Consider the following 18,925-nt stretch of genomic DNA (forward strand, 5'->3'; position numbering starts at 1 on the left):
GTTTTTCGCTTATTTTAACCTAAAAACACTACTAAACCCTTAATTTACAATGCTTTTAATTCCGAACTGAGGTTAAGTATTGCCTTATTTAAATCAAAATATTTTTTTAGAACAAGTAATGAAATAACTTTTTCTCTGTTTTTGTCCTTAAATTGTTCAACGTAGTTATTTGCATTTTTAATAATTTTTAGAGCTTCTTCTGGATTTTTGTCATAATAGTCCATCTTTTCTTGAATGTCAGAGTAATCATCTTTTAGAAGGACATAGTGGTGGTCTGGGATAAGAGTACCTTCCATAAACCATGTTTCAAATTTTGGCTTTATCATAAAACAAAGTGAGTTTGAATTCATTATCCACTTTAAATTAGTGGCAACATCTACACCTTCAATACTTAGTATGTATTTATATTTTAGTTGTTCAGGTATAGATAAATAATCCTTATAGTAAGGCTTACCTTGACTTGATTTCATAGTATCACCAAAGTCTGAGTTTGATAGGTTGTAAAATTTTTCTATGAACTCTTGACGGTGAGGTACATGACATTGACCACGAAATACTATAGCGCTTTTCTTATCTTTAAAAGCTAAATTATCATCAACAAAACGAAAATGTCTAAGCTTATCAAGCTTTAATAATACTGCATTTTTATTATCCCCATCAATTGGACGACTTTTTACGAATGATGGTGATTTTGGTACTTCAATCAGATCTGTAAATATAGTTTCAAAAGAATAGCTTTTATCAAAGTAGATAAGAGATTCTTTAAAATCAAAGTAATAAGCAGATAATTGTTTTTGTCGGTCTACTTTACCATTGATAACTATAGGTGTATTACGCTTATAGGTTTTCCATGTTAATGGATTTTCTAAAGTAAATGATTTCTTGAGTTTATTGTAATAGTTAACTCTTTGATTAATATAGTTTATATCATATTGTGTTACTTGCTTAAGCTTCAAGCTCAATTGATATTCATAAATTTTTTTGAAAAGAAAATTGTTACTGAAATTTTTTGTGTAATACCATAATTTTTTCATTTTTAGGATAGTAAAGATGTCTTTATTTTAATCACTATAACATTTTTATGAAACCTTTTTAATAATTGTACTTCTTTATCTATAAAGATATAATAATTATGGGTTTTTAAGTAAAAAGTAAATTTTGAAATGCTTTGAGTTAGTATATAGTGATTAATGCTTTAATTGTAGGTGTGAGGAGTTTTGCAGCAGTATGGAAAAAGTAGCGGCTTTTATAGCGGGAGATAAGAATATAATAGATGCGTCATTCTATGTTTTTAAGTCATTATTTGACTATAATAAAAGTATTGATGCATTTATATGCTTACCTAGTGGTTCTTATACTAATGAAGATGTTTCAAAGTTAAAATCAATAGGGGTAAAATTATTAGATCTTGAAGATGATAATCTTTTCTCTGGATTTAAAGCATGGCCTAAAGAAGTTTTCCTAAACTTTGCAATTCCTGATAAGTTATACCATCTTGGGTATGAAGTAGCAATTAAGCTTGACTATGACGTTCTTATCCAAGGTAATCTAGATGTTGAGAAAAATACACCAAAATCAATATTTAAAGCTACAAGAGGCTTCCAGAAATTTGATCATGTTATCTTGAACTATAGAGATTTTTATAAGCAAGAATTTAACTTAACAGAAGAAACTATGAGTAAACCTGCGATCTCTTTTGGCTGCGTATTTATTAATCTAAAAGAGTATTATGAAAAAGAATTTTGGAATAAGTTTTGTGACGTTTATAAACGCATAATAACAAAGTCTCCAGACAAGACTAACAAATCAGTTTTTTCAGAGCTTGGTACAATAGCTATAACTCTAGAAACTTATGGCTTTGGTTTTGAAGTTCTAGAAGATAAATATAATTATTTTGTTTCATCAACAAGGCATATTGGACATACAAAGTTTATGTTTGATCCAATCGTCATGCATTATAGTGGGCGTAAAAAGCCATGGAGAAAAGTTGAGTTTATTAGGTATATTATAAATCCTTACAACTGTTTCTATTTGCAAAAGTGGTATGACTATGAGTATCCTGATAATAAAAATACATTTAAATCAAAATTTATAAAATCTGGGTTTTATAAAGGGTATGTGCTTGTTTTCACAAAAATAATGAAGATGTTAGGTATATAAGTGATTTTAGATAATAGTTTAAAGTTTGCGAAATTTTATAATTATGTAAATAATATTCTAATAATACTAGGTGTAGTATTTATTTTTACAAAAATAAATGTATTAGGGATTTTTACGGTTGGGATATTAGTTAATACTATTGTTTTGGCTTTATTTAATTATAAACAAGTTATTGATATTGTATTTAAAGATTATAAGCGAGTTATTCTCTTTTTAATATATCCAGTGTTTTTGTATATAATGAATATTGTTCATGGGGATGATAAGTCACTTTTATTTGAAATATGGGCAATTTTATTAATATTACCACTTACAACAGTTTGTTTAAGAGAGTTGTATAAAGTTAAATTAAATTATTTATATTATGCATTTATTTTAGCAGGCTTAATATTAACAGTAAGAGTAATAATCTATTTATTTCTTAATCAAAGCTGTAGGTTCTACTATATAACACCATATAATACGATACATTCAGGATTGCTATTAGCTATATATTGTGTAATTTGTGTGTATTTGTTTATTAGTTTTTTAAATATTAAAAAATATATGCAATGCTTATTATTATTTATACTATTTATAGTCTCTTTAGTAAGTTTGTTAGCTGTAGCGAGTAAAGGCCCTATAATTGCTTTTTTTATAATGCTTTTGATCCTAATCATATTAAGATTAAATATTAAAAAATGTTTTATAGTTTTGTTTTTTCTAGCTATTATATTTTTGTCAGGATATTTTATTATTAATAAATATGCACAACATAAATTTGAGATAGATAGATTTAATCAAGTAGTTAATATAGAGCAGCAATATGATAGTAAAGCTGATACTTCAACAGGTATTAGGTTACAGTTATATAAAGTAGGGGTTAAATCATTTATCCAAAGTCCTATTGTAGGTTTAAGTTATGCAGATATAACAAAATTAGAAGATAAAATGATAAAAGAAGGTGAAATAAAACCTTTTGTTAAAACATATTTTCATTTTCATGATGATTTATTAAATTCTTTAGGACATTATGGAATTTTAGGTGGAATAGGTATAATAATTTTCTGGATAATGTTATTTAGGTTTTATCCTAGAAGTAATTATATAGATGAAAAAATAAACATAAATGTTAAGTATATAATGTTTATTATCTTTGGAACATTTATATTATCATCATTTACTGATGCATATTTCTTTGGCTCAACTAGGCCAGCAATGATATTAGTGTTTGTATGTTCTATAGTATATTCAATGAAATTTGATACTAACCAAAAATTATATAATGAAGATAAATTATAAAGAAATAGATGTCATAGCGCTTTCATTAGGACGTAGATTCTCTGGTATTAATGCTAGTATGTTAGCTGTCATGCCGGAGCAAAATAAGCTAGTTAATATCGTTGCAATGGGCTTTAATATTAAAGCTAAAGATATAAAAACAATTAGGTTTAGAGATTTTTTATTTAAGTGTTGGCGTGATAAGTGGCGTATTTGGCATGCACGTAGAAATATTGACATGCTAGTTGGAATAATACTTAAATATATTTTTCGTTATAAAATAATATTGGTTTTTACTTCTGTAGCACAACGTCATCATAAGAAACTTACAAGATTTTATATAAATAGAATGAGCGCAGTTATTTGCCCATCTGAGATATCTGCATCATATCTTGAAAAAACTCCCTATATTGTTCCACATGGTGTTAATACTGAAGTTTTCTATCCAGCAAAAGATAAGAATAAAGCTAAAGAAGAAAAAAAGCTAGTAGGAGAGCATAGTATTGGTATATTTGGTCGAATCAGAAAATCAAAAGGTTCAGAAGAATTTATTAATGCTGTGACACAAGTCTTAAAAAAATATCCAAACTGGAGTGCTGTAATTGTTGGTGAAGCAACACCTAAAGATCAGAACTTTAAAGAAGCTTTGGAAGAAAAAGTAAAGGATTCTGGCTTAGAGGATAGGATAACTTTTACCGGCTTTATAAGTGATTCTAGTGAAATCCCTAATTGGTATAGAGCGATGGATATAGTTGTTTGTGCTAGTCATAAGGAAGGTTTTGGGTTACCAGCATTAGAGGCAATGGCATCAAAATGTGCAGTTATAGCGACAAAAGCAGGAGCTTGGCCTGAGATAATTACAGATAGTAAAGATGGTTATTTGATAGATACTCAATCAAGTCAACAAATAATAGAAAAGCTTGAGATATTAATAAGCGATGGTAAGTTAAGAGAGAAAATATCTTTAAGTGGCTATGAGTTGATTAATTCTAAATATAAGATTCAAAATGAAGCCCAAGGTATTCAAAAGGTTTATGATAAATTATTAAATAAAAATGACCTTTGAAAAGTTAGTTGCTAAGTTTTACTAGTGTATTGGTAATATCATTATTTGGAAATGGTAATTTTTCTAATATAATATCAAATCCTTTAGAATTATCTTTATCTAAAGTATTTAGATCAACTACTACTGGGTTATTAGGATGGTAGTATGTAGAGATATAAAGCTTATTATTATTTAAATCTTTAATAACAACATAAGCAGTGTGATCAAACATTTTTTTACTATTTAAGTTCTCTGCAACAACACCTTTGGCAATATCAACATTATGTAGAATATGTGTAACTTTTGAAACTAAATCAGCATCATTTTTAGGAGCATAGTTGTTTGAATAATACCCTATAGCTGCAGTTCTAACAAATCTTGATGGAGGAGAGTAATCACCAGGTATTCCTAGTAATCCACCACCTAAGAAACCACTTAGATCTTGTAGCGTCTTTTTATGCTTGTCAGTATTTACAACATCATCAATTTTAAGGTTAGTTGGAGTTTTATTATCTAGTGATAAATAATTTTTTAGATTAAGTAGTTGCCAATCATAAGTAGGGGCATTAGTCATTACTTTGACATTTGAATTAACATCATAAAACTTAACTTTTCCATCTATATACTCTACAACTAGGCCAGCACCAGTTTTATCTGTAATTAAGAAGTGAACTTCTGGAGATATACCATCAATCATTATGCTTTTATCAGACCATACTTTATAGTTTTCTAGTGCTTGTTTAGCCTGGTTAACATTAGCGAACTGACTTAATATAAAAGTTGTAGATTCAATTATTGAAGCATATTTGGTGTCATTTTTGCTTACAGTTTGGTATTTTGTAAAGCCAGGCAAATAGTTAGCACTTAGGCTTAGTCCTTGACTATTTTGTCCATCTATTACAAGAGTTTGCCCATTTTTTGACAATCCTGTTGCTAAGACAGAATATTTGGATTTATATTGATGTTTTGGAAGATTTAAATTACTAGGAGCTGTAAGGTAATGTTGAGTATTTTTGGGCATATACAAAAGCTGCCAATTCCAGTTAAGTGCCCATTCCATAGTCCTTCCTGAAACAACATCTCCTTTCTTATTAACTAAAGTTATAGCGGTACAAGCTATAGATTGAGAAAAGAGCATTGAGAAGATTAAAGTACAGCTAAACAGTTTCTTGGATAAACTTTTCATTAAGAACACCTCAAAGTTACTTTATTTACATATTCAATAGTAACATAAATTTTACATCTGAATACTAGTTATATTTTGATATTGCTATATTATATTTAATAAGTAAAACAATGATTATAAGTTAATAAATGATAGATATTTCAAAGCAAAAGCATCCTAAAGCACTCTGGTATATTATAGCAATATATATGTGGGAATATTTTAGTTTTTATGGAATGAGAGCATTGCTGATTTTATATTTAATTGATCATCTCAAGCTAGGAGATACTAGATCTTATGCTACCGCAGGTGCGTATGTGACATTAGTTTATTTGTCACCAATAGTTGGAGGTATTGTTGCGGATAAGATTTTAGGCTATAAAAAAGCAGTGATTTATGGGGCAGGTTTTATGTCTATAGGCCATCTTATTTTAGGATTTGGTGGCGATAGTATGCTTTTCTATGGTATGGCATTTATTGTTTGTGGTTATGGCTTTTTTAAAAGTAATTTGTCTTGCTTACTTGGGCAGCAGTACTCTGCAGATGATCCAAAAAAAGATTCTGCATTCACATTGTTATATTTAGGTGGAAATGTTGGTGGGATTATAGCTCCAGCACTTTGTGGTTTAGCAGCTCATTATTATGGATGGCATTATGGTTTTGGTATTGCTGGTATTGGAATGATTTTTGGTTTGATTATTTTTATATTTGGATCCAAATATATTCCAGATATTATTCCTGAAAATTCTTCATCAAAAAAAGTACAGTCATCATTGGTATTTTTAAGTATTCTGGCTATATTATTTATTGGCTATTTTGCATTGGATTTACTATGGGATGGTTACTTGTTAGCAGTTGTTACAATCATTACAGTAGTGTACTTTGTCGTAATTTTAGTTAAAACTGATTCTTCGACAAGAAAATCATTGCTCATTTTAATACCTTTTTTTATCTTTGGTGTAGTGTTTTGGATGTTTGATGAACAACTTTATACCTCTGTAGAAGTATTTATCCATAGAAATGTTGATACATATTTACTTGGTATAGATATACCGGCAAGTACGTTTACTTCAATGAATCCATTATCTATTTTGTTTGGAGGATTAGTTGTTGCATGGATATGGAAGAGAGTAAAGTCTTTAGATAATGATTTTGGTAGAATGATTAAGTTTTCTTTTGGTTTTATCTTCCAGTTGTTATGTTTTATTTTATTCTTTATAGCAGCAAAAAATGCAAGTGTAGATGGTACAACTTCAGCATTGCTTGTTATAATTGCGTTAGCGTGCTTGGGATTATCTGAGCTATTTATCGATCCAATAGCATTATCTGAAATTACATCAATTAAAGACAAAAAGTATACTGGATTTCTAGCTGCTGCTTATATGCTTTTCACAGGAAGTATTGCCGGATTTATTGGTGCTAAAGTTGCTGATCTTGCTTCACTTGGAAATAGTGGTTCAAAGACTCTTGATCTAGTTAGTCAAGCAAAACTATTTCAAGGTTTGTTTATGCATATTATAGTTGTAATATTTATAACAGTACTACTATGGTTTGTAGTAGCATTTTTTATTAAGAAATTAAAATAATATATTGTTTGGCCTTAGATAATTCATTAAGTTTCGCTCTATTAATTAATAAGTATAAAATGCTATGTTTTGGATATGGTTTCTGGGTAAATAGTTTATACTTAGCATAAAATAAGAAAGATATTTTAATTTGATTAAGTTAATCATAAATTTGGAATAATAATATTAATGGAAATGCAACAAAACCTTACTAAAATCAATATATTAGTAGCTGTTATTTTTATTTTATTAGCACAGCTAGTTACAGGAATAAATATTACTGGGTCTAAGTATATTATTGAAACTACCCCAATTTTAGTTTTAGTTGAGTCAAGATTTATAATAGGGGCTTTATTTCTTGTTGTTGTATTTCTTTGTTTAAGTAAGAAAAAGAAAAAAGCTGAGTTTGCTGCAGTTAAAACATTAAATAAAAAACAATGGTTAGTATTAATTGGCCAAGCGCTTGGAGGTGGGGCGTTATTTAACCTTATCATGTTAGCAGGTGTTCAGTTTACTTCTGCTAGTATGGCTGGTGTAATAACAAGTACATTACCAGCAATGGTATTGGTGTTGATGTTTTTACTATTAGGAGTACGTCTGACGCCTTTGAAAATTATATGTGTTTGTTTAGCTATATTAGGTCTAATTATCATTAACATTAATGGAATAATTCAACCTAAGATTACAGGATTAAATCTTTTAGGTGATTTCATTGTGTTTCTCTCAATGATTCCAGAAGCGATGTATTATGTGCTTGTAAAGGCGATGCCACTACATATAAAACCTTTAACGAATGCTCTTTTAGTTAATATTATAAATGCAGTTTTTGTAGCACCATTTATGTTTTGTACTCACTACGATACTTTATATAAGCTTAGTGCTCTTCAATATTGGATAATTTTATTATTAGGTATAGTTTCTGGCCTATTTTATCTATTTTGGACAAAAGGGTGTCAGTATTTAGAAGCATCAACAACTGGTATGATGACAGCATTAATGCCAATTTTTACTTTAATTCTATCATGGTTGTTTTTGAGTGAGACTATTAATCTTACTCAGACATTAGCAATGTTTTTAATTATTGGATCTATTATTGTTGGTAATTGGAGAAGAAAAAGAAGAAAGTTAGATAAGTTTTAATCAGAACATATAAAGAAGGGGTATACGGCTACTATTTTTTCATCGTATAAAATGACTTTAGCATTTGATCGTTGTGATGCGGGTATTTTAAGCTCTTGAAATAGCACCTTTAATTTATTAGCTTTGCTTCTTCCTAGATATTTACACTTATCATTAGCTTGCCTATCTCTAATAACCAGTTTATTTATATCATAATCTTTATTAGTTTTAGTCCTTAACCATTCTAGGATTTCAGCATTGTTTGCTAAAAATTTAGGCATTGAAATTTCTTTTATTAGAAGCTTATTATATTCAATACGGATATCATATTGTTGATTAATATTTATTTGCCATCCTGTAGTTGAGTTATTTACTCCTAAGAATATATCTTGGACTTGCTTATTCTTAAGACTTTGAGATGTGCTTTTTTTAAACCAAAAATGAATAATACTTTTTTGAATATCTTCATCTAAATTAATAAGTCTAGAAATACAGATGTTATTATTTTGAGATATTTGCTCTAGCTTTTCAGCAATTAACTTATTAATTATATTATTACTTTGCCCACATATATTAGCACTACGAGAAAGAGTCTCACTAATATTTGGATTTACTTGCTGCAAAATAGGAATTACTTCATTACGAATTAGATTACGCCTATATTTGGTATCTAGATTGCTATCATCATAAATATGATCAATATTGCTTTGTTGAGCAAATGTTTCAATATCTGATTTTTTGTAATTAAGTAATGGACGTAGAACTGCTCCAATATTTAGCTTCTTATAATAGGGTATACCAGCTAATCCAGCTAATCCAGAACCTCGCATAGCTTGAATTAGAAATGTTTCTGCTTGATCATCTAAGTGATGGCCTAGTAGTAGTAGAGGGCTTGGATAGTTTTTCATAACTTGTTGGAAAAAACTCATGCGTTGTTTGCTTGCCCATGCTTCAAAACTTTCACCTTTAGGAACTTGCTCTAGAGAGTGATTAATAAACTGAATATTATATTTATCACAAGTTTTTTCACAGTGTGTCTGCCACGCTAGGGCATTTGCATGAATATTATGATTTATATAAATAGCAATTATAGGGATGTTTAGATCTTTGGTAATATTTAATAAAACACTTGAATCAATACCACCACTATAGCCAATGATTATATGTGAAGGAGAGAGCTTTTTTATTTCATTTAAGACAAGAGTTTTATCTATAGACATTAAGATGCATGCTCATTAGTTGTTAGAGTTATCCTTATATTAAATAGCGAGTTTTGATCGTTGCTTTGATCTTTTTAAATTCTTTAACAAGATCTCTAGCTTCATCTGAAGTTGAACAAATATCCATAACTACATAACCAATACTCTCTAAAGTTCTTAAATATTGACCTTCTACATTTATGTTTTTAGCAGCTAATATCTTATTTAACTCATTCATCATACCTGGGATATTTTCATGAATATGTAATATTCTATGCGTATCTGTGTGTATTGGTAGAGATATTTCAGGGAAGTTTACAGCATTTAATGTAGAGCCATTATCAGAATATTTAATAAGCTTTGCACTTACTTCATTAGCGATATTTTCTTGAGCCTCAAGTGTACTACCACCAATATGAGGTGTTAAAAAGACATTATCAAAATCTTTCAATGGGCTTTCAAAAACCTCTCCTTTTGAAGATGGTTCTACAGGGAAAACATCTATAGCAGCTCCTTTTAATTTACCATTTTCGAGTACTTTAACTAAAGCATCTATATCAACAACATTTCCTCGTGAAGCATTTATTAAAACAGAGTTTTCTTTCATAGCATCAAACTGTTTAGTTGATACCATATTTGCTGTAGTAGGCAGTTGAGGTACATGTAAGGATACTACATCTGATTGTTTTAGGAGCTGATCTAGACTATTTACTTGTATAGCATTACCTAACGGTAGTTTTTCCTCGACATCATAAAAGATTACATTAAAGCCAATACTCTCAGCTAAAACACTAAGCTGCATACCAATATGGCCATAGCCAATAATTCCTAGAGTTTTACCTCTAATCTCATTAGCATTTTCAGCAGATTTTAGCCATTGTCCACGGTGAGCTTTAGAATTTTTATCAATAACATTTCTAATAAGTAGTATAGCCTCAGCTAGCACAAGTTCAGCGACACTACGAGTATTTGAAAAAGGGGCATTAAATACAGGTATACCCAGATCATGAGCTGTTTTTAGATCTACCTGGTTTGTGCCTATACAAAAGCATCCTATAGCAGTAAGATGTTGTGACTGTTCAAGAACTTCTTTAGTTAGCTGTGTACGTGAGCGTAATCCAACTATTTTAAAGTCTTTAAGTTTATCAATAAGCTCTTTGCCTTCTAGCGCGGTATTTAATAGCTCAATATTTTCATAACCAGCAGCTTTAAATGCTTCTAAAGCATTTAGATGAATTCCTTCTAGAAGTAAGATAGGAATTTTCTTTTTATTAAGAGATAATTGACTCATTTAGATTAGTCCTTTATATTGATATTTGTGCTTTAATAGCAGGGTGATGCTTATAGTTTTTAAACTCAAAATCTTCGTATTTATAATCGAAAATAGAATCTGGTTTTCTTAATATTTCTAATGTTGGTAATTCTAGAGGTTCACGATTAAGTTGCTCATTAACTTGGTCAATATGATTATTATAAATATGACAATCGCCACCAGACCAAATAAATTCACCAACATCTAGATCACATTGCTGAGCAATCATATGTGTAAGTAATGAATAACTTGCTATGTTAAACGGTACACCAAGAAAAGCATCAGCACTTCGTTGAGTAAGCATACAAGATAGCTTACCTTCAGCAACATAAAACTGAAACATTGCATGACAAGGAGGCAGTGCAGAGTTTCCTATTTCAACATTCTCCTGAGGAGATATTTTCTCAGAGGGTACAACGCAAGGGTTCCATGCTGATACTAAAATTCGACGTGAATTAGGGTTTGTTTTTAGCATGTCGACAACTTCAGCTATTTGATCAATACCTTGACCATTAAAGTCACGCCACTGCTTACCATAAATAGGGCCTAGCTCACCGTCTTCTGTAGCCCATTCATTCCAAATACGGACTTTATTTTCATTAAGATATTTAACATTAGTGCTACCACTTAGAAACCATAGTAACTCATGAACAACACTAGGTAGGTGTATTTTTTTTGTAGTAACTAGAGGAAAGCCTTTTTGCAGGTCAAAACGCATTTGGTAGCCAAAGACACTTTTTGTACCTGTACCAGTTCTATCGCCTTTAACAGAACCATTTTCTTTTATATATTTTAGAAAGTTTAGATATTCTCGCATTTATTTTTCCCTCTTAACTTGATAAACAGAACAATTAAGATTATTGCCCCTAGTATAATCATAGGTATAGATAGGATTTGCCCCATAGTCATCCAGTTAAAGAAAATATAGCCATATTGTGGATCTGGTTGTCTAAAGAATTCACAAATAAATCTAGCACAACCATATAAAAACATAAATAGCCCTAAGACTAAATAGCGAGGTCTCTTTTTCATAGTCACAAGCCACAGCACTGTAAACAATACTACACCTTCAAAGAAAAACTCAAATAATTGTGAAGGGTATCTTGGTAAAGGTCCACCTGTTGGGAAAACCATACCAATAGGAGAATCCGTGACTCTTCCCCAAAGCTCACCATTTATGAAATTACCTATTCTACCTGCGCCTAGCCCTATTGGTACTACTGGTGCTACAAATTCTCCTAAATCAAAGAAGTTTGCTCCTACTTTTCGTGCATATAGAGCAAATGCTATAAGAACGCCAATAAAGCCGCCATGGAATGACATCCCACCATCCCAGATGTAAAACATTTGTGTAGGGTTATGGAAGTAGTAAGGTAAGTTATAAAAAATTATATAACCAATTCTACCACCAAGAATAACACCTAAAGCAACGTAGAAGACTAAGTCTCCAACTTGTTCAGGCTTTACCGGGGTCCAAGGTTTTCTTTTAGCACGATATTTAAGTAAAGCCCAGCCAGCGAAGATTCCAAATAAATACATTAAACCATACCAATGTATTTCAATAGGTCCAAGCTTTAATGCAATTGGATTAATATGAGGATAATGTAACATTATTTAGCCTTATATAAATGCTTGAGATTCAAAGTCTACAGCTGGAGAGTAGTTAATATACTCAGGCTGTTGAGCGGCTTGTGTGTTTTTCTCAACAGACTTATCTTTTCTAGCACTCTCTTTTTTAGTATTCTTCTCAGCAGGTTTTTCTTTAGCTTGAGATGATTTAGTAGTCTCAGCTTCTTTCTTTTTAGTTGCTGTATTTTCTGATTTTTGAGTAGTCACATCTTCTTTGTTAGAAGCTTTTGCTTCCTCAATGGCTACTTTCTCTTGCTTTTCTGCAGCAGCTTTTTTCTCTTGTTCAGCCTTAGTTTTAGCCTCTTGAGCTTCTTTTAGAGCTTTTTCAGATTGCTTTTTAGCTTCAAGAATAGCATTTATTTCATTATCAACAGAGATAGTATTAAACTTTAAATACTTCTGAGTTTTTACTTTTTCTTCAGTGTTGATTTTCGTAGCTCCATCATCTTTTAAGCTATCATAGTTCTCTAAGACATCTTTAACCATTACAGAGACAAACTCATCAGGGTTTTTAGAGATAACCTTTTTGATGTTATCAACATTATTTTCTGAGATCTGGTTGCTATACTTAACCTTTGTAATATCAATAACTTCTTCAGCATTATTAAGACTAGTATTATTGCTTCTGTTGTTATTTTTATTATTTGATTTTTTGTCAAATCTATCGTTACTTCTTTTGTTTTTGTTACGATCATTTGATCTATTATCATTATTATTTCGCTCATTACGTTGATTGTTGTCTCTTTGCTGAGGCTTTTGAGAGTTTTCTTGAGCTTTATTATTTCTATTTTTATTACGCTGATCATTTGAGTTGTTATTGTTATTATTACGATCATTACGTTGTTTGTTATCTCTTTGAGGCTTATTATTTTGTGCTCTCTGAGGATTATTATTGGGTTTATTGTTATTTTTGTTGCTAGGCTTTTGAGAGTTTTTAGTTGCTTCAACCGGTTTCTCAGAGTTACCAGAAAAAATACTAGCTAATTTAGCAAAAAAGCCTTTCTTGCTTGGTTGTTCTTTAGCTTTCGGAGTAGTAACCTCTTCTTTCTGACGATTAGAATGTTGGTTATTTCCTTGCTCATTGTGTTTAGCTTTGCTTTCTACTTTAGCAGAGACTTCTCTATCTACAGCTTTGCTTAGATCTACAGCAGCTACTTTTTTCTTACCAGCTTTTGGGATCTCAACATTATAAACATCTTCAATCAAGTCAGAACTTGAGCGGTTAGACTTATAGCTAGAGCCCCAGATTCTTTGCATTTGGAATTTAGGTGACTCCATATTGAAATTAGGAATTATCATAATTCTAACTTCTGAGATTCTTTCGATATCAACGATACTATCTCTTTTTTCATTAAGGATATAAGCTGCTATATCTACAGGAACTTGAACTCTAATCTCATTAGTATCATCTTTCATAGCTTCAGCTCTAATCTTACGCAATATTGTAAGAGCTGTTGCTTGAGTTGTTTTTATAAAACCATGACCTTCACAACGAGGACATTTTTGCATAACACTTTCGTTTATAGAAGAGCTTAGACGTTGTCTTGAGATCTCTACAAGACCAAGCTTAGAAATACGTGACATCTGGATACGTGCTTTATCTTGCTGTAGAGCATCCATTAGTTTTTCTTCTACTTGCTTTCTATTTGGATAGAAAGACATATCAATAAAGTCAACAATAACAAGCCCACCAAGATCTCTAATTCTAAGCTGTCTTGCTACCTCTTCAGCAGCTTCTAAGTTAGTTTTAAATGCTGTAGTTTCAACATCTTCAGCTTTGTTTGCTCTTGAGGAGTTTACATCTATTGCAACTAATGCTTCTGTAGTATCAATTACTATAGAGCCGCCAGATGGTAGGCGGATTTCTCTTTTATATGCATTTTCAATTTGTTGATCTATACCAAATTGTGTAAATAAAGGTAAATCTTCGTTGTAGAATTTAACTTTATTTATATCAAAACTCTGTCTTAGTAGTCCAAGCTGTCTTTTAACATCTTGGAAGCACTCTTTAGAATCAACTATAATCTCTCTTACATCTTCTTTTAAGTGATCTCTTACAGTTCTTACAATAATGTCACTTTCTTTGTGTAGAAGAGCAGGCTTCTTAATTTTATGATAAGTTTGTGAAATAGAAGACCATAGTTCAACTAGAGTATCAAAGTCATGCTTTAGTTCTTCAAAAGAGCATTCAACACAAGCAGTTCTTGCAATTACACTCATGTTTTTAGGGATGTTTAGATCTTTTAAATATTTTTTTAACTTCTCTCTATCTTCACCTTCAACACGACGAGAAATGCCACCGCCATTAGGGTTGTTTGGTAGTAATACCATATATGAGCCAGCTAATGTAATAAATGTAGTTAAAGCAGCACCTTTATCACCACGTTCTTCTTTGTCAATTTGAACTAATAGCTCTTGGCCTTCAGATAATAAAGGGGCAATATTATCACCATTAGGCACATCTTTTAGATAGTATTCTGAAACTTCTTTAAATGGTAGGAAACCGTTTTTCTCTTCACCATAATTTACAAAAATAGCATTTAAACTAGGCTCTATTCTAGAGATATATCCTTTATAGATATTAGCTTTCTTCTGTTCTCTATCAACATTTTCGATATCTAAATCTATAAGTTTTCCGTTATCTAAGGTAGCAATTCTCGTTTCTTCGCTACTCTTGCTATTTATTAATATTTTTTTCATTCTTAATTCCTTCAATAAATGTAATTCATAGCTGACTGTTTAACGAGCCAACTCGCTTTTGGCCATTTGTAGGCCTTCTTATTAAGATCGTTAGATATCCTAAGCCAAATTTCTTATAAGAAACTGATTAGATTTACCATCTCTAATCATATGCTTAATATTAGTCGCGATCTTGTTAAAGTACTATGTATGCAATTATTTGATATAATAGCAATATTGGATATTAAATGAAAGAATAATTAAGTTTTAAATGAGTCTTATCTATTTAGATTATGCTGCAACAACTCCACTAAGTGCTAAAGTCAAACAAACAATGTTGGATTCTATTGGTAATGATAATGATTTCTTTAACTCAGGATCATCTACTTATGAGCAAGCAGAGCTTGTTAAATCTAAAATTGATCAAGTAAGATTAGATATCGCAGAAACTTTAGATGTTTTACCTCGAGAGATAGTTTTTACCTCTGGAGCTACTGAGTCTAATAATCTTGCTATTAAAGGTGTAGCATATGGGTATAAAAATAAAGGTAATCATTTAATTACTTCAAAAGCAGAGCATAAGGCCGTACTAGATGTATTTGGCTTTCTTGAAACACAAGGGTTTGAGGTTACATATTTAGATGTTGATGAGTTTGGTGAAGTTAATATTGAGCAACTAAAAAGCTCGATAAAAGAGCAGACTATACTTGTAAGTATAATGGCAGTTAATAATGAGCTTGGAACTAAAAATAACTTATTAGAAATTGGTAAGATCACTAGAGAAAAGGGGATTGTCTTTCATGTTGATGCTGCTCAAGGCTATGGCAAGGTTGATATAAATATAGGAGAAATGAATATTGATTTACTATCAGTTTCAGGACATAAATTATATGCGCCCAAAGGAGTGGGTTTTTTGTATGTAAGATCAAAGCGACCTAAAGTTAAGTTAGTCAAACAAATTCATGGTGGGGCTCAAGAGTTTAGCTTAAGAGCTGGGACGTTAGCAAATTATCAAATATTTGCATTAGGTGTTGCCTGTAAAGAAATGTTTGTTAATAGAAAGAAAAATTTCAAACATGTAAAACAAATGCGTGATCTGTTCTTGGAAGTTATATCTGAAGTTAAAAATATAAAAATAAATACTAACCTTGAGAATAGCTATCCAGGAATTTTGAGTATTACATTCTTAGGTGTAAAAGGAGAGGCTTTGTTAGCAATGTTAGAAGGAGTTTGTTTGTCTATGGGATCAGCTTGTAACTCTCAAGCTGTTGAACCATCACATGTTTTAACAGCTATAGGCTTAACTTCAGATGAAGCTGAGGCGACTGTTAGAGTTTCATTTGGCTTGTATACTACACAGCAAGAAGTTATAAATGCAGCATCGAATATCAAGCAACAAGTAGAGCTTTTAAGAGCTTTATCTCCAAAAGGAGAAACAGATGTATAATAATTTAGTAAAAGGTTTGCTATCTAAAATAACAGTTGAAGATGGTAATATTTATCCTGAGCAACAAAAGTATCAAGTTAAAGATAGTTTTTCTACAGTAGAACTATATGTATCTGATCATGAGATTTCTTATAGGGTTTTTGGAGATGCATATATTATGGCAATGGTTAAGTTTCTGCAAACGAAACTACAAAGTAAACAAGATGCTAAGAACATAACATTAGAAAATTTAGTTGCCGACTTTGATTTGCCAGAAGTTAAGTATAGAAATGCTTTGCAAATAGTTGAGCTAATAGAGAAAATAAATGAGAGATCAGCTTTATAATTTCTACATATTACATCAGCGTAAGTATAAGGAAAATACCCTACTTGTGAGTGTTTTTACGCAAGAGTTTGGTAAGCTATCAGCTATAATTAGAACTAGCAAAAAGACTCTAAGCTTGTATCAACCTTTAGTTAAACTTAGAGGTCAAATAAGTTTTGCAAAAAAGGAAGGAGGGCTTAATAAGATTTATAATATTGAATTTATAGAGTCTTTTTACCAGAGCTCATATATTAACTTATTGTCACTACAGTATATTAATGAACTAATATATTTATTATTAAACTATTCACATGAAGAAAGGATCTTATTCGATAAATATGCTTTTATTCTAAAGAATATTGATGAAAATAATTATAGATATCTATTAAGGATGTTTGAGCTTGAGCTTTTAGAAAGCTTAGGGCAAGGTATATATGTTGATTGTGATGCTAAAAACTTACCAATAGAACCTCAATGTAATTATTATATCTTTGCTGAAGGTTTTAAAAAATCTTCAGAAGCTAGGATCAATACTATTAAAGGTAGTAGTCTTTTAAAAATTAACCAACCAATTAGCATGTGGCATGAGGATGATTTAAAGGTTATCTCAAGAGTGATACGTGTATCTATAGATAATGTTTTGGCTGGTAAAAAATTAAAATCTCGAGAGTTATTGATTGATTATTTAAATCTAAAGAGAAGATGAGTTTTTGTTTGCTAGCTTGTTTTTAAAGGCTTTTATAAAAGATATTGTTGGAGGTATCAAAGATATAACAACAATCAAGATTATAAATACGCCAAAATACTTCTTAACAAAAGCGTTATTACTAAAGAAAAATGCTATATATGTGATCAAATAAACCCAAATAAAAGCACCAATAACGCCCATAGTTACAAATTTAGGATATCTCATACGAGCCATACCAGCTGTAAAAGGCATAAATGTTCTAACTATAGGTGTAAATCTGGCAAGGATTATAGCTATAGGGCCATATTTATTAAAAAACTCTTCAGCTTTTTCTAGATGAGCTGTCTTTAATATCTTAGCATCATCCTTAAAAATACTTTTACCAATAACCCTACCTAAGAAGTAATTACAAGAGTCACCACATATAGCTGCAAGAACTAAAATTGGAGCTACTAAATGTATATTAAGAGTTGTTGCAGCAGCTGTAAGACCTAGAGCAAACAAAAGTGAGTCTCCAGGTAAAAAAGGTGTTATAACCAATCCAGTTTCACAAAAGATAACCACAAAAAGTAATAAATATGTCCAATTACCGAGAATATTTATATAAGTACTTATAAATTGATCTAAGTGTAATACAATATGCAATAATGCTAAGATAGTATCCATAAGGATGACCTTTCAATGATTTGTCGTTAGATTATAAAAAAATAATTTTAAAAGGTTAAGGTTTTTTTGCTTTAATTTTATTTTTGATAGTTTTAATAGACATTTGTATAATAACAAATGCAATTATTAGCATGATAATAAGACTCAAATATTTTTTTACAAAAGGGTTATCACTAAAGAAATAAACAGTATATGTTATGGAAAAGGACCATATTATTGCTGAAATAACACCAAAGGTAACAAATTTGAAGTAATTCATACGGCTAACGCCAGCAACAAAAGGGGTTAAAGTTCTCACAAAAGCAATAAAACGTGAGAAGACAATAGCTTTGTTACCATGTTTGTTTAGGAAATCTTTTGTTTTTATTAAATATGCTTTTTTGAAGACTCTAGCATGACTGCTAAACATTTTCTCACCAATAAACTTACCTATAATATAGTTACAACTATCGCCAATTACGGCTCCTAAGCATATTGATAGTATCGCTAAGTGGATATTTAAGTTTGTTGCTGCAGCTGTTAAACCTACTGTAAATAGTAAAGAGTCACCAGGGAAAAATATTCCTAATACAGAACCTGTCTCACAGAAGATTATAAAAAATAAAAGTATATAAAACCATATTCCAAGGGAGTGGATAAAATAATTAATATACTCATTAAAGTGTATAATAAAATCAAACATGCTAA

Annotated in this window: 17 protein-coding genes; 8 read left to right on the plus strand and 9 right to left on the minus strand. The window is 30.6% G+C overall.

Annotation, left to right across the window (positions count from 1 at the left end):
- Positions 1–44: 44 nt before the first annotated feature.
- Positions 45–962, minus strand: coding sequence for a glycosyl transferase family 90 (locus AB8E56_RS03635; protein ID WP_329478067.1), 918 nt, complete (start codon positions 960–962; stop codon positions 45–47).
- Between the two features lie 265 nt (positions 963–1,227).
- Here AB8E56_RS03635 and AB8E56_RS03640 point away from each other — a divergent pair, with 265 nt between their 5' ends.
- From AB8E56_RS03640 to AB8E56_RS03650, 3 genes are read left to right on the plus strand one after another with little or no spacing between them, the layout of a single operon-like run.
- Complete coding sequence (locus AB8E56_RS03640) at positions 1,228–2,160, plus strand: glycosyltransferase (protein ID WP_329478070.1); 933 nt, start codon at positions 1,228–1,230, stop codon at positions 2,158–2,160.
- Complete coding sequence (locus AB8E56_RS03645) at positions 2,161–3,441, plus strand: O-antigen ligase family protein (protein ID WP_329478072.1); 1,281 nt, start codon at positions 2,161–2,163, stop codon at positions 3,439–3,441.
- Positions 3,425–4,486, plus strand: a complete 1,062-nt coding sequence (locus AB8E56_RS03650) for a glycosyltransferase family 4 protein (protein ID WP_329478074.1) — start codon at positions 3,425–3,427, stop codon at positions 4,484–4,486. Before AB8E56_RS03645 ends, AB8E56_RS03650 begins: the two co-directional genes overlap by 17 nt.
- A gap of 4 nt (positions 4,487–4,490) precedes the next feature.
- Here the strand turns inward: AB8E56_RS03650 and AB8E56_RS03655 are convergent, their stop codons facing one another.
- Positions 4,491–5,651 (minus strand): linear amide C-N hydrolase, encoded by a 1,161-nt coding sequence (locus AB8E56_RS03655; protein WP_329478076.1) that lies wholly within the window; start codon positions 5,649–5,651, stop codon positions 4,491–4,493.
- Between the two features lie 128 nt (positions 5,652–5,779).
- Between AB8E56_RS03655 and AB8E56_RS03660 the strand changes: the two genes are divergently transcribed.
- Together AB8E56_RS03660 and AB8E56_RS03665 are read left to right on the plus strand one after the other, a co-directional pair.
- Positions 5,780–7,216: an oligopeptide:H+ symporter gene (locus AB8E56_RS03660; protein ID WP_329478078.1), complete on the plus strand. Its 1,437-nt coding sequence runs from the start codon at positions 5,780–5,782 to the stop codon at positions 7,214–7,216.
- 168 nt (positions 7,217–7,384) lie between these two features.
- A complete protein-coding gene (locus tag AB8E56_RS03665) occupies positions 7,385–8,335 on the plus strand; it encodes a DMT family transporter (protein ID WP_329478081.1) in 951 nt (316 codons plus the stop codon).
- On the opposite strand, the gene tilS is transcribed toward AB8E56_RS03665, so the two are convergent.
- From tilS to AB8E56_RS03690, 5 genes are read right to left on the minus strand one after another with little or no spacing between them, the layout of a single operon-like run.
- On the minus strand, positions 8,332–9,534 hold the full coding sequence (tilS, locus tag AB8E56_RS03670) for a tRNA lysidine(34) synthetase TilS (protein ID WP_329478083.1): 1,203 nt from the start codon (positions 9,532–9,534) through the stop codon (positions 8,332–8,334). The two genes, AB8E56_RS03665 and tilS, sit on opposite strands and share 4 nt — an antisense overlap.
- Before the next feature lie 34 nt (positions 9,535–9,568).
- Positions 9,569–10,804, minus strand: coding sequence for a phosphoglycerate dehydrogenase (gene serA, locus AB8E56_RS03675; RefSeq protein WP_329478085.1), 1,236 nt, complete (start codon positions 10,802–10,804; stop codon positions 9,569–9,571).
- Positions 10,805–10,817: 13 nt separating this feature from the next.
- Positions 10,818–11,642 carry a thymidylate synthase gene (locus AB8E56_RS03680; RefSeq protein WP_329478087.1) on the minus strand — a complete coding sequence of 275 codons (825 nt, stop codon included), beginning with the start codon at positions 11,640–11,642 and terminating at the stop codon, positions 10,818–10,820.
- Positions 11,627–12,436 (minus strand): prolipoprotein diacylglyceryl transferase, encoded by an 810-nt coding sequence (gene lgt / locus AB8E56_RS03685; RefSeq protein WP_329478090.1) that lies wholly within the window; start codon positions 12,434–12,436, stop codon positions 11,627–11,629. The genes AB8E56_RS03680 and lgt overlap by 16 nt, the downstream gene beginning before the upstream one ends.
- 9 nt (positions 12,437–12,445) lie before the next feature.
- A complete protein-coding gene (locus AB8E56_RS03690) occupies positions 12,446–15,154 on the minus strand; it encodes an Rne/Rng family ribonuclease (RefSeq protein ID WP_329478092.1) in 2,709 nt (902 codons plus the stop codon).
- A 250-nt stretch (positions 15,155–15,404) separates the two neighbouring features.
- Here AB8E56_RS03690 and AB8E56_RS03695 point away from each other — a divergent pair, with 250 nt between their 5' ends.
- Genes AB8E56_RS03695 through recO form a run of 3 tightly spaced genes read left to right on the plus strand, consistent with a single transcriptional unit; the run spans position 15,405 to position 17,590 of the window.
- Positions 15,405–16,580, plus strand: coding sequence for a cysteine desulfurase family protein (locus AB8E56_RS03695; protein ID WP_329478094.1), 1,176 nt, complete (start codon positions 15,405–15,407; stop codon positions 16,578–16,580).
- Positions 16,573–16,905, plus strand: a complete 333-nt coding sequence (locus tag AB8E56_RS03700; RefSeq protein WP_329478096.1) for a hypothetical protein — start codon at positions 16,573–16,575, stop codon at positions 16,903–16,905. Before AB8E56_RS03695 ends, AB8E56_RS03700 begins: the two co-directional genes overlap by 8 nt.
- Positions 16,886–17,590, plus strand: a complete 705-nt coding sequence (gene recO, locus AB8E56_RS03705) for a DNA repair protein RecO (protein WP_329478098.1) — start codon at positions 16,886–16,888, stop codon at positions 17,588–17,590. Before AB8E56_RS03700 ends, recO begins: the two co-directional genes overlap by 20 nt.
- On the opposite strand, the gene AB8E56_RS03710 is transcribed toward recO, so the two are convergent.
- Positions 17,576–18,238, minus strand: coding sequence for a VTT domain-containing protein (locus AB8E56_RS03710; protein ID WP_329478100.1), 663 nt, complete (start codon positions 18,236–18,238; stop codon positions 17,576–17,578). The genes recO and AB8E56_RS03710 overlap by 15 nt on opposite strands.
- 55 nt (positions 18,239–18,293) lie before the next feature.
- Positions 18,294–18,920 (minus strand): VTT domain-containing protein, encoded by a 627-nt coding sequence (locus AB8E56_RS03715; protein WP_329478102.1) that lies wholly within the window; start codon positions 18,918–18,920, stop codon positions 18,294–18,296.
- Positions 18,921–18,925: the final 5 nt, after the last annotated feature.

The sequence above is a fragment of the Francisella sp. 19X1-34 genome, assembly GCF_041102755.1.
In the GTDB taxonomy this organism is placed as follows: Bacteria; Pseudomonadota; Gammaproteobacteria; order Francisellales; family Francisellaceae; genus Francisella.

What these genes read in the sequence shown, in the direction of transcription:
- AB8E56_RS03640 (WP_329478070.1), top strand. Translation starts at nt 1,228, where the DNA reads ATGGAAAAAGTAGCGGCTTTTATAGCGGGAGATAAGAATATAATAGAT.
- AB8E56_RS03650 (WP_329478074.1), top strand. Translation starts at nt 3,425, where the DNA reads ATGAAGATAAATTATAAAGAAATAGATGTCATAGCGCTTTCATTAGGA.
- AB8E56_RS03655 (WP_329478076.1), bottom strand. Translation starts at nt 5,651, where the DNA reads ATGAAAAGTTTATCCAAGAAACTGTTTAGCTGTACTTTAATCTTCTCA.
- AB8E56_RS03660 (WP_329478078.1), top strand. Translation starts at nt 5,780, where the DNA reads ATGATAGATATTTCAAAGCAAAAGCATCCTAAAGCACTCTGGTATATT.
- AB8E56_RS03665 (WP_329478081.1), top strand. Translation starts at nt 7,385, where the DNA reads ATGGAAATGCAACAAAACCTTACTAAAATCAATATATTAGTAGCTGTT.
- tilS (WP_329478083.1), bottom strand. Translation starts at nt 9,534, where the DNA reads ATGTCTATAGATAAAACTCTTGTCTTAAATGAAATAAAAAAGCTCTCT.
- serA (WP_329478085.1), bottom strand. Translation starts at nt 10,804, where the DNA reads ATGAGTCAATTATCTCTTAATAAAAAGAAAATTCCTATCTTACTTCTA.
- AB8E56_RS03680 (WP_329478087.1), bottom strand. Translation starts at nt 11,642, where the DNA reads ATGCGAGAATATCTAAACTTTCTAAAATATATAAAAGAAAATGGTTCT.
- lgt (WP_329478090.1), bottom strand. Translation starts at nt 12,436, where the DNA reads ATGTTACATTATCCTCATATTAATCCAATTGCATTAAAGCTTGGACCT.
- AB8E56_RS03690 (WP_329478092.1), bottom strand. Translation starts at nt 15,154, where the DNA reads ATGAAAAAAATATTAATAAATAGCAAGAGTAGCGAAGAAACGAGAATT.
- AB8E56_RS03695 (WP_329478094.1), top strand. Translation starts at nt 15,405, where the DNA reads ATGAGTCTTATCTATTTAGATTATGCTGCAACAACTCCACTAAGTGCT.
- AB8E56_RS03700 (WP_329478096.1), top strand. Translation starts at nt 16,573, where the DNA reads ATGTATAATAATTTAGTAAAAGGTTTGCTATCTAAAATAACAGTTGAA.
- recO (WP_329478098.1), top strand. Translation starts at nt 16,886, where the DNA reads ATGAGAGATCAGCTTTATAATTTCTACATATTACATCAGCGTAAGTAT.
- AB8E56_RS03710 (WP_329478100.1), bottom strand. Translation starts at nt 18,238, where the DNA reads ATGGATACTATCTTAGCATTATTGCATATTGTATTACACTTAGATCAA.
- AB8E56_RS03715 (WP_329478102.1), bottom strand. Translation starts at nt 18,920, where the DNA reads ATGTTTGATTTTATTATACACTTTAATGAGTATATTAATTATTTTATC.